The following is a 14,467-nucleotide window of genomic DNA, read 5'->3' as shown; positions in this document are numbered from 1 at the left end:
CGTAAGCATGCGATGAAGTGATTTCCCTCTGCTAATCTTGCTATGAGGTCGTACCAGTTGTGCGGGTACTCTCTTGCCAACGCTATTTTACTGCCGAAGGTACATAATTTTTATTCACTGTCTGGAGAAGCTCGCTGTCATGCATACTCATATTAAAGTCCGGGGTTTTCATATTGATGTTTTCCAACATGTTAATAATGCCCGCTACTTAGAGTTTCTCGAAGAAGCGCGTTGGGAATGGCTTGATGGGGAGCCAGCAGCGCAATGGATGGCTGAAAACCAAATCGCTTTTATCGTGGTTAATATCAATATCAACTACCGTCGGCCTGCGGTATTGGGGGATCTGCTACGAATCGATAGCCAGTTATTAAAGCTAAACGGTAAAAGTGGTGTGATGAAACAGACTGTCACGCTAGAGCCTGAATCTATTCCGGTGGCAGATGCAGAACTAACGTTTGCCTGTATCGATCTGCGTAGTCAGAGAGCATTGCCCATTGAGGGAGAGCTAAGGGAAAAACTGGATGAGTTTGTCAATCGAGGTATTACAGGATAACTCGGCTTTGTTGCCGGGGAGGGATATTTTCCCCGAATATCTGGTTAAATGTGCGATGGCCGCGATATACCTCGCTCTGATGAGCGAGGTCACGATTAGAACAAGGCAATGGGTCGATTACAGTGGCTATCTGAGTGAACAATAATCAAGCTAGCCCGGTTTTTTGTTTCAAGCTCAATAACACTTTTGGTTTATTAGCAAGATAGAACGCCAGCCCTTTGGCTCGTAAATGGCAGGCAGCACATTGGCCGCAACCATCGCCTTGAATCCCATTGTAGCAAGTAAGTGTGTCGTGGCGGACCAGCTCGAGTTGCTGATAATAATCAGCTAGCGCCCAGGTTTCTGCTTTATCCAGCCACATTAAAGGGGTAACGAAAGCGATATCTCGGCCAATACCCAAATCGATTGCATGGTTGAGTGCCTTCACGAACTCATCCCGGCAATCAGGGTAGCCGGAGAAGTCGGTCTCACAAACCCCGGTGATAACCGTCTGTGCTTGTACCTGATAAGCATAAATTGCGGCTAAGGTCAGGAATAGAATATTGCGACCAGGGACAAACGTACTGGGAACCGTATCGGCATCCTCTTCATCAAAAGAGGGGATAGGGATACTGTCTCGGGTCAGACTGCTCACCGCTAACTCATTGAGCATGCCAACATCTAGCACTTTGTGTGCTTTAGCACCAAGCTGCGTGGCAAGGGCGCGAGCAACATCAATTTCTGCGTGGTGACGCTGCCCATAATCGAATGTAATGCAGTGGACCTCATCATATTGCTGTAATGCTTGAATTAAACAGGTAGTGGAATCTTGCCCACCACTAAATACAACGACAGCGCGTTTCATACTGTGACCTCGTACGGCTGTGAGCCTCGAAAGAGCCAACCCACAGCAAAATAAAGAATTGGCGGTATGTTACTCAGTTCACGGACGAAAGGGTAGCAACCTGCATTTGGCAATCAGGTAGTGGCCGGTGGGAGCCATGCCTGATTGAAATCAAACCAACCATATGCGGTTAGGGTAACACCGTTAATCCGTGGCGGAGCATTGACCTGATACTGATAATTGAATAGCGGGAGAATCAGCCCTGCCAGCATCAGACCATTATAATATTCACGCAATTGGCGGAAACGCTCAGCCGCAAGTTCAGTTTGCTGAATCTGTATCAGTGTTTGTCGCTGTAGTTCTAATTGAGCCGGGGAGAGTATACCGCGCCACAGCGGATCAAGTTGGAGCCAGCTTTCCATCGCCGCTTCAGGAGACTCACCAACTAAGTGGTCTGCTAATAATAAGTCTGCTTCTTCAATTTGATGAGTATCTTTCCACTGCTTATCACGACTGGCGCGGATTTCTAATGTGCAACCATGGGTTGCCAATACCGCTTTTAGTTGTTCGGCAACACTCTCAAGTTCCATTGGCGGTTGATAGGTCAGTATCAGATGGGCAGGCAATGGTGGGTTTTCATCGGAGCTAAACCGGGGGATAGGCCAGCCAGGTAGCATTTCATGACTAGGCGTTATCACACCACGCCGAATGGATAACTCTTCTAAGATACCGGAAGTTTGCACTAGCATCAGCAATTTGGCTATTTGCTGGGGAGTAATATTATTGAGGTGCCGATTGATGGCCAGATAGCAAAATCCAAGGCTCATACTGCGCTGAACAGGGCGGGCTAAAGGGAAATCCTCCTCCTGTCCAATGGTGATACGTACCGGGTGTTGGCAGCTCCCGTCGGCTGACTGCACGACAAGGCTTGGAGTTATCCAGTATTCAATGAATTCCAGATAAGGATGCTGCAAATGGTAAAATTCGTGCTGCTCCAACCGGACCAGATGTTGGTTAAAGGTCGCTAACTTAAATGGGCCCGCCCCCAGAAGTGGGGCGTCGGGATGAAATAGTTTACACGGTAAATCTGCCAGCCGATGTGCCAGCCAGTAATCAGGATGCAGCAGCGTAAATTTCAGGCATAAAGCATGGGGTAGGGTAATCGTTGCAATATTGGCAAAACTCGGTTGGCTGCGTGGATTTGCCCGCAGCAGTGCCAGCGTCTGCAACAACTGCTCGCTGCGGATATGTTCCCCATTATGCCAACGTAATTGGCTGCGTAAGAAGAATTGCCAGGTTAAACCATCATCGCTGACTTGCCAGTGATGGGCCAGATCCGGTTTTGGCTGTGGGTCTCCGGTGTTAAATCGGGTCAGGCCAGCATGTAAAGTATAAATCAGATGCTGCTCTGCCCGGCCACTGACGGTCATTGGATTTAACGGTTCAAGCTCCCGATAATAAGGGATTCGCAGTATTGGGCTATCGGCTTGCCATTGTCCCCCCATGTGAGGGTTTAGTAACGCTTGAAGGCGTTCAGGTTCCAGTTGGGCGAGTGCGAGAGCAGCTTGATGGTCACCTTGCTCAAGGAACAATTGCAGGTAGGTTGCGCGCAGCGCATCTGGTTTTTTCAGGCATTGTAGTTGTGCGCGTTTGCCGCGGCCAACTTGTGAATGCCAACTGAGCCAGTCATTCGCTTGTAGCTGTTGAATCAGAGTGCGGGCATGTCGCTCACTGCAAAATAGTAAGCCTGCCAGTTCACTGACGGTGGTCGCCGCAGGTTGATCGCCAAACTTCTGATACAAGCGCTGATATTGGGTCAGCCGATGAATAATGCGCATAATTAAGAATCTACCCATTAGAACTATTTTATTTGCCATTTTGAACTTGGGCTGTGCTCAGAATCCTCACGTACTACATGTACGCTCCGGTTCTTGCGCGCTATCCATGTTCAAACTGTCTGCAACAATGACGCCTACTGAGATAGGCTCTAAATCAGGAATAGTTTAATTTAATTGTTCACTATTAGTTCCGTAAATAGTACGTCATAATTTTATTCATACCACCAGTTTTGCTGTTATCGAGGTTTTAAATGTACCGTTTAGCCGCTTTTGATATGGATGGAACCTTACTGATGCGCGACCATAAAATTGGCGGCGCTACATTGAATGCGTTACACCAGTTGGTGGACAACGGGATGATCCTAACCTTTGCTACCGGTCGACATTATATTGATATGAAAGGCATTTTGTCTCACTCGGGCATAAATGGTTATTTGATCACTGGCAATGGGACCCGAGTCTGTGATGTAGAGGGTGAAGCATTATATGGTATGGATTTGCCCGCAGAACTGGTGGAGTTTGTGTTACGAACTCCGTGGCAGACCCGTGCCAGTATCCATATTTTCCGTGATGATGGCTGGTTTACTGATTGTAATGACCCTGCGCTGCTGACTGCACATAAAACCAGTGGCTTCCAGTTTCAGCTCACGGCACTGCGCGCATTGCCTCTAACTGGTAATCATAAAATTTGCTTTATTGCCTCACATCAGGAATTGACCGAGCTTAAAACCCAGCTTGAGCAGCAGATGGGCGGCGAAGCCGATTTTTGTTTTTCAGCGGTTGATTGCCTTGAAGTGTTGCCTCGTGGATGCAACAAAGGGGCGGCTTTAGAGCGATTAAGCCATCATCTCAATTTAACACTGGACGATTGTATGGCCTTTGGTGATGCGATGAATGATAAAGAGATGCTATCGCGGGTAGGTCTTGGCTTAGTGATGGGCAACGCATTACCGCAATTGAAGCAAGAGTTACCTCAGTTACAGGTTATTGGGCGCTGTGAACAACAAGGCGTCGCTCACTATTTGCAACATTGGCTAAGTTCACCACACCTCACCTATTCCCCCGAATTCTGAGGTTTATCCCCTTGGTACTTAGAGTTGTAGCGGTGTTAACGGGCTTATTCACCCGAATCACTGATGGTGTCAGCTCAGCGGATCACTCGCTTGCTGCCTAACTGCACCTTTTGATGACTTGAGGATAGCTATTAGCCAGCCGGATAATCATCCGGTTTTTTTCTGCCAAAATTCGGTTTTCCTCGGTCATCCAAGAGGGGAAAACCGAATTTTATCGGTTAATTACAGGTTATTTAATTCATTACTAAATGGGGTCAGATCACCAATGTTATTACTGACCCATTCGGTATTGTAATAGGTATCCAGATAGCGTTCGCCACTGTCGCAGAGCAACGTCACAATCGCGCCGGTTTTGCCTCGCTCACGCATTTGTTTGGCTAATTGTAATGCGCCCCAGACGTTAGTGCCGGTGGATGCCCCCACTTTGCGTCCCAAAATACCTTCCAACCAATGAATGGTTGCAACACTGGCAGCATCGGGTACGCGCAACATACTGTCGATCACTTCTGGAATAAACGAAGGCTCAGCCCGTGGGCGGCCGATCCCTTCAATACGGCTGCCGCAACTACCGGTAACCGTGCGGTCGCGGTTACAGAAACAGTCATAAAATACTGAGTTCTCTGGGTCGACTACCATCAGTTGGGTGTCATGCCCTTGGTAGCGGATATAGCGGCCTAAGGTCGCCGATGTGCCGCCAGTGCCAGCACTCATGACGATATAGTCAGGTACCGGGAAAGGTTCACGCGCCATTTGGCGGAAGATGCTATCGGCAATGTTGTTATTGCCACGCCAGTCGGTAGCGCGCTCCGCATAAGTGAACTGATCCATATAGTGTCCATTCAGGTCACGAGCCAGTTGTTCAGATGCTGCATAAATTTGCCCAGCACTTTCAACAAAATGACAGCGGCCACCGTAGAAGGTGATCTGCTCGACTTTGCGCCGCGCAGTGCAACTTGGCATAACTGCAATAAAGGGCAGGCCAATCAGCCGGGCAAAGTAGGCTTCAGACACTGCCGTGCTTCCTGAGGATGCCTCGATTATCGTTGTTCCTTCTGTAATCCAGCCATTACATAAGCCATAAAGAAACAGTGAACGAGCCAAACGGTGCTTTAGGCTACCGGTTGGATGGGTACTCTCATCTTTTAAATAGAGATAAATACCGGGGAAAGCCGGCAGATTTAGGCGGATCAGGTGAGTATCAGCGGAGCGTTGGAAATCAGCTTCTATTTCACTGATAGCATTTTTTACCCAAGTGTTGGTCATTTCATGGCCTGCGATGTAGGTAGTAAACTAATGATGACTAGATTAACGGTTATTAAAGAAAAAAACGTTGCCATTTTTCCTTCTTTATCGCCAAATGGTAGAAATTTATTCTATGGTTACTCGTTATGTTAGATAAAACTGACCGTAAACTCCTCTGTATGTTGCAAGAAGATTGCACTCAATCACTGCAAGTACTGGCCGAAGCCGTCAATCTTACCTCCACACCCTGCTGGAAACGGTTAAAACGCCTTGAGGATGAAGGATTTATCCGTGGGCGCGTGGCACTGCTGGACAGCGAAAAATTGGGGTTGGGGCTTACGGCATTTGTGCTGATTAAAACTCAGCAGCATAATAGTGGCTGGTATCAGGAATTTGTTGAATTTACTAAGCAAATGCCAGAGGTGTTGGCGTTCTATCGTATGGCCGGAGAATATGACTATCTGATGCAGGTCGAAGTTGCCGATATGAAAAGTTACGACAATTTTTACAAACGCATGGTTAATGGTGTTCCGGGGCTGATTGATGTGACATCAAGCTTTGCGATGGAAAAAATCAAATATACAACTATGTTGCCTGTTCCTGAGTGAATATTTGGATTAAAAGCCCTTTTACCGATGCTATGCTACCCCCTTCATCGCGCGTAGCGAGAAAATACCGATGTATTCGGTGTCAGACCAGGAATAAAACTGAGTGAGATTGTTTGCACAACTAGGCTGGTATTTTCGCCGTGAATGGCGCCGCTATGTAGGCGCGGTGTTGTTGTTAATTATTATCGCTATCCTACAACTGTTGCCGCCTAAGCTGGTCGGGGTAATTGTGGATGGTATCAGCACAAAACAGATGTCTACCAATATGTTACTGGTATGGATTGGTGTGATGCTGATAACCGCTATTGTGGTCTACCTACTGCGTTATGTCTGGCGTGTTTTATTATTTGGTGCCTCTTATCAATTGGCTGTGGAGTTGCGGTCAAACTTTTATCGCCAACTTAGCCGCCAGGCCCCTGGTTTCTATTTACGTCACCGTACCGGCGATTTAATGGCTCGTGCGACGAATGATGTTGATCGTGTGGTCTTTGCTGCCGGTGAGGGGGTGCTGACGCTGGTGGATTCGTTGGTGATGGGATGCGCGGTGCTGATTGTAATGAGCACCCAAATTAGCTGGCAATTAACACTGTTATCATTGTTACCTATGCCGGTAATGGCGGTGGTGATCAAATATTACGGTGACCAACTGCATCAACGTTTCAAATCGGCTCAAGGGGCATTTTCTACGCTGAATAACCAGGCGCAAGAAAGCCTGACCAGTATTCGCATGATTAAAGCTTTTGGCCTGGAAGATCACCAATCACAGCAGTTTGCTCAGGTAGCGGCAGAAGCCGGTGCCAAGAATATGTATGTCGCACGTATCGATGCCCGTTTTGATCCAACTATCTATATCGCCATCGGGATCGCGAATTTATTGGCGATTGGTGGCGGCAGTTGGATGGTGGTTAATCACAGCATTACTTTGGGTCAACTTACCAGTTTCATCATGTATCTGGGGCTGATGATCTGGCCCATGCTTGCCTTGGCGTGGATGTTCAACATCGTTGAACGAGGCAGTGCCGCCTATAGCCGTATTCGCAGTTTGCTGGAAGAAGCGCCGGTGGTTAAAGATGGTGATATTGAGCTGAGCGATGGGCGTGGCACGCTCGCGGTGAATATTCGCCATTTCTATTATCCAGGTAGTGAACAGCCTGCGTTACATGATGTGGCGCTGAAATTAGCACCGGGGCAGATGTTGGGGCTATGCGGGCCTACAGGGTCGGGTAAGAGTACCTTACTGGCATTGATTCAGCGGCAGTTTGATGTGGATGATGGTGCTATTTGTTATCAAGGGCATGCGCTGTCTGATATTAGGTTGCATGACTGGCGTGGCCGTTTATCTGTGGTCAGCCAAACGCCATTCCTCTTTTCTGATACGGTTGCTGGCAACATTGCATTGGGTAAACCTGATGCCACGCAGGCTCAAATTGAGCGGGCTGCTCGTTTAGCCAGTGTGCATGAAGATATTTTACGCCTTCCTCAGGGTTATGACACTGAAGTGGGTGAGCGTGGTGTGATGCTATCTGGCGGGCAGAAACAGCGGATTTCCATCGCCCGCGCACTGTTGCTGGATACTGAGATCCTGATTCTCGATGATGCGCTATCCGCAGTTGATGGTCAGACCGAATATGAAATCCTAAAAAATCTGCGTGAATGGGGTGAGCATCGTACCGTGATTATCAGTGCGCACCGTCTTTCAGCGTTGACCGAAGCCAGCGAAATTTTAGTGATGCAGCATGGTGGCGTGATGCAGCGCGGGACACATAACGTATTAGTCAGTCAATCCGGCTGGTATCGGGAGATGTACCGTTATCAACAACTGGAGGCAGCATTAGATGATGGTGAGTCGGAGGCCAAAACCGATGAGTAAAGTTCAGCAACTTTGGCCGACACTTAAGCGCCTGCTCTCCTATGGCTCCCCTTATCGTAAACCGTTAGGGTTGGCGGTATTGATGTTGTGGATTGCGGCTGCCGCCGAGGTCAGCGGCCCGCTTTTGATAAGTTATTTTATTGACCATGTGGTCGCAAAAGGCACTTTGCCCCTCGGTTTAGTCAGTGGGTTGGCATTGGCTTATCTGTTGCTGCAATTGTTGGCCGCAGCATTGCATTATTTTCAGGCATTGCTTTTTAACCGTGCTGCCGTAGGCGTGGTTCAGCGCCTACGTATTGAAGTGATGGATGCCGCTTTGCGTCAACCTCTCAGTGCGTTTGATACCCAGCCGGTTGGGCAATTGATTTCCCGTGTCACAAATGACACTGAAGTCATTAAAGATTTATATGTGATGGTGGTCTCCACCGTATTAAAAAGCGCGGCATTAATTGGCGCGATGCTGGTGGCGATGTTCAGTCTGGATTGGCGTATGGCGCTAATTTCTATCTGTATCTTTCCAGCAGTGCTGGTGGTGATGGCCATTTATCAACATTACAGCACACCCGTAGTGCGGCGAGTCCGAGCTTATTTGGCTGATATTAACGACGGTTTTAATGAAATCATTAACGGCATGGGCGTGATTCAGCAGTTTCGCCAGCAAGCTCGTTTTGGCGAACGTATGGAGTCTGCCAGCCGTGCACACTATATGGCACGCATGCAAACTTTACGCTTGGAAGGGTTTTTATTGCGCCCGCTGCTGAGCCTGTTTTCTGCCTTGGTACTGTGTGGTTTGTTACTGTTGTTCGGTTTCAGTCCTGATGGCTCAGTGGGGGTGGGGGTGCTGTATGCCTTCATTAACTATCTGGGCCGCTTAAATGAACCCTTAATTGAACTCACATCACAGCAGTCAGTCATGCAGCAAGCTGTGGTGGCTGGGGAACGTATTTTTGATCTGATGGACCGCGCCCAGCAAGGATACGGTACTGATGATCGCCCACTGACCAGTGGCCGTATCCAGGTGGATAATGTCAGCTTTGCTTATCGTAGCGATAAAATGGTGCTGCAAAATATCTCCCTTGATGTGCCTTCGCACGGGTTTGTTGCTCTGGTCGGGCATACCGGCAGCGGAAAGAGCACGTTGGCTAACCTGCTGATGGGCTACTACCCGGTGCAACATGGTGAGATTCTGCTGGATGCTCGTCCTTTATCAGCGTTATCCCATCAGACCTTGCGCCAAGGGGTGGCTATGGTGCAACAGGATCCAGTGGTGTTGGCTGATTCCTTTTTTGCCAATGTGACTTTAGGCCGTGATATCTCTGAACAGCAAGTGTGGGAAGCTCTGGAAACGGTGCAACTGGCCCCTTTAGTCCATGCGCTACCCGATGGATTGCACAGTCTGCTTGGTGAGCAGGGGAATACCTTGTCAGTTGGGCAAAAACAGTTGCTGGCGATGGCGCGAGTATTGGTACAGGCTCCGCAAATCCTGATTTTAGATGAGGCGACTGCCAATATTGACTCTGGTACTGAGCAGGCCATTCAGCGGGCATTGCAGCTAATCCGAAAAAATACCACGCTGGTAGTGATTGCTCACCGCCTTTCAACCATTGTTGATGCTGATACCATCTTGGTGTTGCACCGTGGTGTGGCAGTGGAGCAGGGTAAGCATCAAGAGCTGCTGGCCGCCCATGGGCGTTATTATCAAATGTATCAATTGCAATTGGTTAGCGAAGATTTAGCCGCCATTGATCAGGTAGAGACGGTAGTAAGTTAATTAATAAGTTGTGGGGCTAAGCGGCCCCGCACTATTTTCTGTGTTTTCCTAAGTCAAATCGTCAATGCATAGCCCCGTTAATGCCCATTTTGCCGCCTTCGTGCACCATAATCTTGCAATGCAATAGGCCGTCGATGCTGTTGTGCACTTCTGTGACGCGCTTCGCACTATTTTGGTGCGCGAAAATTATTCAACACGATGAATTCAGCCGCTACACGGCTGGCTCATGTATCTCAACCGCCCTAGCTTCGCCATTTCCGCATTAAATTATATCTATCATTACTTATGGCATAACCTTTGCTTTACTTCATTTGTGGCAGACATGAATTCGACTTAATTCGAGAAGGGGCAAATATGAAGCTGGTTACCGTGGTTATCAAACCATTTAAGCTGGAGGATGTGCGTGAAGCCTTATCCTCTGTGGGTATTCAGGGGCTGACCGTAACCGAAGTAAAAGGATTTGGTCGCCAGAAGGGACACGCAGAGCTCTATCGGGGAGCTGAATACAGTGTCAATTTCTTACCTAAAGTGAAAATTGATATTGCAATTGCTGATGATCAATTGGATGAAGTGATTGACGTGATCAGTAAGGCGGCCTATACCGGCAAAATTGGTGATGGCAAAATTTTCGTTGCTGAATTGCAACGTGTTATTCGCATCCGTACCGGCGAAACCGACGAAGCAGCACTGTAATTTGCAGGCTCAAATTTAGTGAATAGGGATGGGTTGATGATGAAAAAACTTTTATCCATGTTGGGCCTGAGTTCGGTAGCGATGCTGCCTTCTTTGGCAATGGCCGCAGCACCGGCTGTAGCTGACAAAGCTGATAATGCTTTTATGATGATTTGCACCGCGCTGGTGCTGTTTATGACTGTGCCCGGTATTGCCCTGTTCTACGGCGGTCTGCTGCGTTCCAAGAACGTATTATCGATGATGACTCAGGTCATGGTGAGCTTTGCTCTGATCTGTGTGCTGTGGGTGCTCTACGGCTATAGTCTGGCTTTCGGCACCGGCAATGCATTCTTTGGTAGTTTCGATATGGCGATGCTAAAAGGTATTGGTTTGACCAGCCTGAGTGGCACTTTCTATCAATATATCCATGTGGTGTTCCAGGCTTCATTTGCCTGTATCACGGTCGCACTGGTGGTGGGGTCATTCGCCGAACGTATTCGTTTCTCTGCGGTATTAATTTTTGCTGCACTGTGGTTCACCTTCTCATATTTGCCAATGGCACATATGGTATGGGGTGGTGGTTTCCTGGCAATGGATGGCGCGCTGGACTTTGCCGGTGGTACTGTTGTGCATATCAACGCCGCGATTGCTGGTTTGGTGGGCGCTTACTTACTGGGTAAACGTGCTGGTTTTGGTAAAGAAGCGTTCAAACCTCATAACTTACCTATGGTGTTTACTGGTACTGCGATTCTGTATATCGGCTGGTTTGGCTTCAATGCCGGTTCAGCCAGTGCCGCGAATGAAATTGCTGCACTTGCCTTCTTGAATACAGTAGTTGCAACAGCGGGTGCTATCTTGTCTTGGGTCTTTGCTGAGTGGATTTTACGCGGCAAACCGTCGCTGCTGGGTGCATGTTCCGGTTGTATCGCAGGTTTGGTTGCGATTACGCCAGCGGCAGGTACAGTCGGGGTTGGTGGTGCATTGATTATCGGTCTGGTCGGGGGGGTTGCCGGTCTGTGGGGTGTGGTTCTGCTGAAGAAATGGCTGCGGGTAGATGATACCTGCGACGTATTCGGTGTCCACGGCGTGTGTGGGATTGTCGGTTGTATCCTGACCGGTGTCTTCACCTCGGCTTCACTGGGCGGTACAGGTTACGCCGCTGGCGTCACTATGGGCCATCAGGTAGGTGTGCAACTGTTCAGCGTCGGTGTGTGTTTGGTCTGGTCTGGTGTTGTTGCCTTCGTTGCCTTTAAAATTGCTGACCTGTTGGTTGGCCTGCGGGTACCAGAAGAACAAGAACGCGAAGGTCTGGATGTTAACAGCCACGGCGAAAATGCATACAACCAATAAGCTAGAAGTAGCAGTAGCAGTAAAATAAATAATAATGATGATAGCAGCAGGGGCGATATGATATCGCCCCTGTTCTATTTTTGGCAAAGGCTATCGAGGTATCATCGATGCAAACGAATGACACCTTCCTGCACGGTAGAAGCCACTAATATCCCTTCCCGGCTGTAAATCTGGCCACGGACAAAGCCCCGCGCGCCGGAAGCAGAAGTGCTTTCTACTGCATACAGCAGCCAATCGTCCAGGCGGAATGGCCGATGGAACCACATAGAATGATCTATCGTGGCAATCTGCACTCCTGGCTCCAGGAAACCAATCCCATGTGGCTGCAAGGCCGTTGGCAGGAAATTAAAATCAGAGGCATAACCCAGTAAATACTGATGAACCCGCAGGTCATCTGGCATGGCGCCGTTGGCGCGGAACCAGACATAGCGATTAGGTTCTTCTACCGAGCCTTGCAATGGGTTGTGGAATTTCACCGGGCGCATTTCAATTGGCTGATGGCCGATAAACTTTTCCCGTACTTTTTCGGGGATCATATGTGCGAATTGGCGAGCAATGTCTGTTTCCGACATCAACCCTTCCGGCGGGGGAACGTCCGGCATGGTATTTTGGTGTTCAAACCCCTCTTCTTGACTCTGGAACGATGCCGTCATATAGAAGATGGGTTTACCATTCTGAATCGCACTGACCCGGCGGGCGCTGAAGCTGTTGCCATCACGTAGTGTTTCGACGTCATAGATAATGGGCTTGCTGCTGTCCCCTGGGCGCAGAAAATAGCTGTGGAAAGAATGTACTGCCCGCTCTGCCGGTACGGTTTGTTTTGCTGCATAGATAGCCTGACCCACTACCTGACCACCAAATACCTGGCGCAAGCCCAGATCTTCACTTTGGCCACGAAAGATACCTTCTTCAATTTTCTCAAGGAAGAGCAGATCGAGTAGTTTTTCTAATGCTTGACTCATGTTGTGGCCCCTGATGGTTGAGTTTATACACAGTGTGCTGAATCCGTTGGGCGCTCGTCAATATATTGCTGTGAAAGGCCTGTTCAACTGAGGAATATCGGATAAGGAATAGTCTGATAAATGCCTCAATGGGGTAAGCGTCGGCGGGAAGTAGAATATTGTGCTATAATTGGCTTGCTAGGTGGTTGAAGCCACTTATTAAACGCCGGCTGTTCTGTGGATAGCTTGCATCTTAATAATAAGAAGGAGTGCGACCTATGAAACCTTGGCAATCAATGAAATTCTGGCAGATAGCAGGTGGGGCAGCATTAGTGGTAAGTTTGGCTGGGTGTGCTCATCGAGGGGCTGATGTTCCGGTTCCCGCACCGGCAGGTGTAACCACTGCTGCTGCGCCTATTGCACAGCCTGCTGTACAGGGGACAGTGAACATCCGCGAGCGCATTGCATTACCACCTGATGCCGTAGTCACGGTTACGCTGTCGGATGCCTCACTGGCTGATGCACCATCACGGGTTATCGCCCAGAAAGCAATTCGTACTGAGGGCAAACAGGCTCCGTTTACTTTTGCTTTGCCGTTTAACCCAGCCGACATCCAGCCAAATGCACGTATTATTGTAAGTGCAGCGATCACTCGCAATGGCCAGTTATTGTTTATCACCGATACCATGCAAGAAGTGATCAACCGTGGCGCGGGTACCCAGGCTAATCTGTTATTGGTCCCTGCAACCTCTGTTGCTATAGAAACAACCCCAGGGGGACCGGCAACAATACAGGGCGCGCCTACCATAACAGGCAGTGCGACCATCCAGTAATGTTTAACCCGCCATGAGCCGGTTTTTCAGAAACGCCAATTAATTTGGCAATAGCGCCACAGGATAGCCACTATTCTGTGGCGTTTTTATTAGCGGTATTGCCAGCGATAGCGGCGTAAATCAATTCGACCCGAAGTATCGATATCAATACCTTCAGCCAGTAATGCCTTTTTCTGTCTAAGATAATCATCACCAATTAATGATATTTCGCCATGGCGATTAATCACCCGATACCAGGGTAAGGCAGAGCCTTCCGGCAAGCGTTTGAGAACCCCACCGACTTGGCGTGCAGCTCTGGGGGAGCCAATCAGCCGCGCGATATCGCCATAAGTGGTCACTTGTCCATAGGGGATAGCGGCCACCACCTGGAAGACCCGTTGGCGGAAACTGTCGACAAACGGTAGGTCACCCGATTCTGTGGGCAAATCTGATGTTGTAGACTCCCGCTGATTTTGGCTCTCTGTTTTTGATGATGTCACAGCATTCTCTTTTTTATCTACATGGGCGGATAGTGCCACGCTATAGAAATAAATCGGGCGATATAAATAGAATGAGATGAATAAATAACATCATCAATGCTTTTGGTGCCAGCAGAAAATAGATTTAACCCAAACCTGAGGGGAAGTGGGCAAGAAACCACCGGTTAGTGCGGGTTGTCTTGCTATTTGGTGGGTCATGGTCGATAATGCCCACCGCTCCAGAGTACAAGGAGCCGTTAACGTCAATGGAGGTCCTGTTGGTTCTCCCGCAACACTAACTTGTGAACTCGGTCAGATCCGGAAGGAAGCAGCCGTAGCAGGCGAGGTGTGTGCCGGGATGTAGCTGGCAGGGCCTCCACCATTTCTGATAAGTGCATGATATCCATCATATTCAACACTTGTCTCGTGCATTGA

Annotated in this window: 14 protein-coding genes and 1 other RNA gene; 10 read left to right on the top strand and 5 right to left on the bottom strand. The window is 48.8% G+C overall.

Annotated elements, in window-relative coordinates:
* The first annotated feature begins 139 nt into the window (after positions 1-139).
* Complete coding sequence (locus V1956_RS19865; RefSeq protein WP_372558197.1) at positions 140-553, top strand: acyl-CoA thioesterase; 414 nt, start codon at positions 140-142, stop codon at positions 551-553.
* The gene (locus V1956_RS19860; RefSeq protein WP_442825550.1) at positions 522-698 is read left to right on the top strand and encodes a hypothetical protein; all 177 of its coding nucleotides are present in this window, start codon (positions 522-524) and stop codon (positions 696-698) included. The genes V1956_RS19865 and V1956_RS19860 overlap by 32 nt, the downstream gene beginning before the upstream one ends.
* Here the strand turns inward: V1956_RS19860 and queC are convergent, their stop codons facing one another.
* Positions 699-1,397: a 7-cyano-7-deazaguanine synthase QueC gene (gene queC, locus V1956_RS19855; RefSeq protein WP_442825549.1), complete on the bottom strand. Its 699-nt coding sequence runs from the start codon at positions 1,395-1,397 to the stop codon at positions 699-701.
* 113 nt (positions 1,398-1,510) lie between these two features.
* The gene (locus V1956_RS19850; RefSeq protein WP_442825548.1) at positions 1,511-3,214 is read right to left on the bottom strand and encodes an SgrR family transcriptional regulator; all 1,704 of its coding nucleotides are present in this window, start codon (positions 3,212-3,214) and stop codon (positions 1,511-1,513) included.
* 251 nt (positions 3,215-3,465) lie between these two features.
* Here V1956_RS19850 and cof point away from each other — a divergent pair, with 251 nt between their 5' ends.
* Positions 3,466-4,287 (top strand): HMP-PP phosphatase, encoded by an 822-nt coding sequence (gene cof, locus V1956_RS19845; protein ID WP_372558200.1) that lies wholly within the window; start codon positions 3,466-3,468, stop codon positions 4,285-4,287.
* A 222-nt stretch (positions 4,288-4,509) separates the two neighbouring features.
* On the opposite strand, the gene V1956_RS19840 is transcribed toward cof, so the two are convergent.
* Positions 4,510-5,550 (bottom strand): PLP-dependent cysteine synthase family protein, encoded by a 1,041-nt coding sequence (locus tag V1956_RS19840; protein WP_083160009.1) that lies wholly within the window; start codon positions 5,548-5,550, stop codon positions 4,510-4,512.
* A gap of 125 nt (positions 5,551-5,675) precedes the next feature.
* Between V1956_RS19840 and V1956_RS19835 the strand changes: the two genes are divergently transcribed.
* From V1956_RS19835 to amtB, 5 genes are all read left to right on the top strand, one after another.
* Positions 5,676-6,137 (top strand): Lrp/AsnC family transcriptional regulator, encoded by a 462-nt coding sequence (locus V1956_RS19835; protein ID WP_083160007.1) that lies wholly within the window; start codon positions 5,676-5,678, stop codon positions 6,135-6,137.
* A gap of 103 nt (positions 6,138-6,240) precedes the next feature.
* Positions 6,241-8,007: a SmdA family multidrug ABC transporter permease/ATP-binding protein gene (locus V1956_RS19830; protein ID WP_083160005.1), complete on the top strand. Its 1,767-nt coding sequence runs from the start codon at positions 6,241-6,243 to the stop codon at positions 8,005-8,007.
* Entirely contained in the window at positions 8,000-9,778 is a 1,779-nt protein-coding gene (locus tag V1956_RS19825; RefSeq protein ID WP_372558201.1) for a SmdB family multidrug efflux ABC transporter permease/ATP-binding protein, read from the top strand. The genes V1956_RS19830 and V1956_RS19825 overlap by 8 nt, the downstream gene beginning before the upstream one ends.
* A 354-nt stretch (positions 9,779-10,132) precedes the next feature.
* Positions 10,133-10,471, top strand: a complete 339-nt coding sequence (glnK, locus tag V1956_RS19820; RefSeq protein WP_002208627.1) for a P-II family nitrogen regulator — start codon at positions 10,133-10,135, stop codon at positions 10,469-10,471.
* 39 nt (positions 10,472-10,510) lie between these two features.
* Complete coding sequence (gene amtB, locus V1956_RS19815; RefSeq protein ID WP_083163833.1) at positions 10,511-11,800, top strand: ammonium transporter AmtB; 1,290 nt, start codon at positions 10,511-10,513, stop codon at positions 11,798-11,800.
* A 101-nt stretch (positions 11,801-11,901) separates the two neighbouring features.
* Here the strand turns inward: amtB and tesB are convergent, their stop codons facing one another.
* Entirely contained in the window at positions 11,902-12,762 is an 861-nt protein-coding gene (gene tesB / locus V1956_RS19810) for an acyl-CoA thioesterase II (protein ID WP_083160001.1), read from the bottom strand.
* Between the two features lie 257 nt (positions 12,763-13,019).
* On the opposite strand from tesB, the gene V1956_RS19805 reads away from it, so the two are divergent.
* Positions 13,020-13,574, top strand: coding sequence for a YbaY family lipoprotein (locus V1956_RS19805; protein ID WP_372558203.1), 555 nt, complete (start codon positions 13,020-13,022; stop codon positions 13,572-13,574).
* An 89-nt stretch (positions 13,575-13,663) separates the two neighbouring features.
* Here the strand turns inward: V1956_RS19805 and V1956_RS19800 are convergent, their stop codons facing one another.
* Positions 13,664-13,999, bottom strand: coding sequence for an MGMT family protein (locus V1956_RS19800; protein ID WP_372559840.1), 336 nt, complete (start codon positions 13,997-13,999; stop codon positions 13,664-13,666).
* Positions 14,000-14,308: 309 nt separating this feature from the next.
* On the opposite strand from V1956_RS19800, the gene ffs reads away from it, so the two are divergent.
* Positions 14,309-14,405: signal recognition particle sRNA small type (ffs, locus tag V1956_RS19795), an RNA gene on the top strand.
* Positions 14,406-14,467: the final 62 nt, after the last annotated feature.

This window comes from Yersinia sp. 2540 StPb PI (assembly GCF_052217165.1).
Lineage (GTDB): Bacteria > Pseudomonadota > Gammaproteobacteria > Enterobacterales > Enterobacteriaceae > Yersinia > Yersinia enterocolitica_E.
Note: the sequence above shows the minus strand (reverse complement) of the source record. Positions and strands in the feature narration are given on the sequence as shown.

Excerpts from the sequence above, each read along its gene's own strand:
- V1956_RS19865 (WP_372558197.1), top strand. The coding sequence starts at position 140 with ATGCATACTCATATTAAAGTCCGGGGTTTTCATATTGATGTTTTCCAA.
- V1956_RS19860 (WP_442825550.1), top strand. The coding sequence starts at position 522 with ATGAGTTTGTCAATCGAGGTATTACAGGATAACTCGGCTTTGTTGCCG.
- queC (WP_442825549.1), bottom strand. The coding sequence starts at position 1,397 with ATGAAACGCGCTGTCGTTGTATTTAGTGGTGGGCAAGATTCCACTACC.
- V1956_RS19850 (WP_442825548.1), bottom strand. The coding sequence starts at position 3,214 with ATGCGCATTATTCATCGGCTGACCCAATATCAGCGCTTGTATCAGAAG.
- cof (WP_372558200.1), top strand. The coding sequence starts at position 3,466 with ATGTACCGTTTAGCCGCTTTTGATATGGATGGAACCTTACTGATGCGC.
- V1956_RS19840 (WP_083160009.1), bottom strand. The coding sequence starts at position 5,550 with ATGACCAACACTTGGGTAAAAAATGCTATCAGTGAAATAGAAGCTGAT.
- V1956_RS19835 (WP_083160007.1), top strand. The coding sequence starts at position 5,676 with ATGTTAGATAAAACTGACCGTAAACTCCTCTGTATGTTGCAAGAAGAT.
- V1956_RS19825 (WP_372558201.1), top strand. The coding sequence starts at position 8,000 with ATGAGTAAAGTTCAGCAACTTTGGCCGACACTTAAGCGCCTGCTCTCC.
- glnK (WP_002208627.1), top strand. The coding sequence starts at position 10,133 with ATGAAGCTGGTTACCGTGGTTATCAAACCATTTAAGCTGGAGGATGTG.
- amtB (WP_083163833.1), top strand. The coding sequence starts at position 10,511 with ATGAAAAAACTTTTATCCATGTTGGGCCTGAGTTCGGTAGCGATGCTG.
- tesB (WP_083160001.1), bottom strand. The coding sequence starts at position 12,762 with ATGAGTCAAGCATTAGAAAAACTACTCGATCTGCTCTTCCTTGAGAAA.
- V1956_RS19805 (WP_372558203.1), top strand. The coding sequence starts at position 13,020 with ATGAAACCTTGGCAATCAATGAAATTCTGGCAGATAGCAGGTGGGGCA.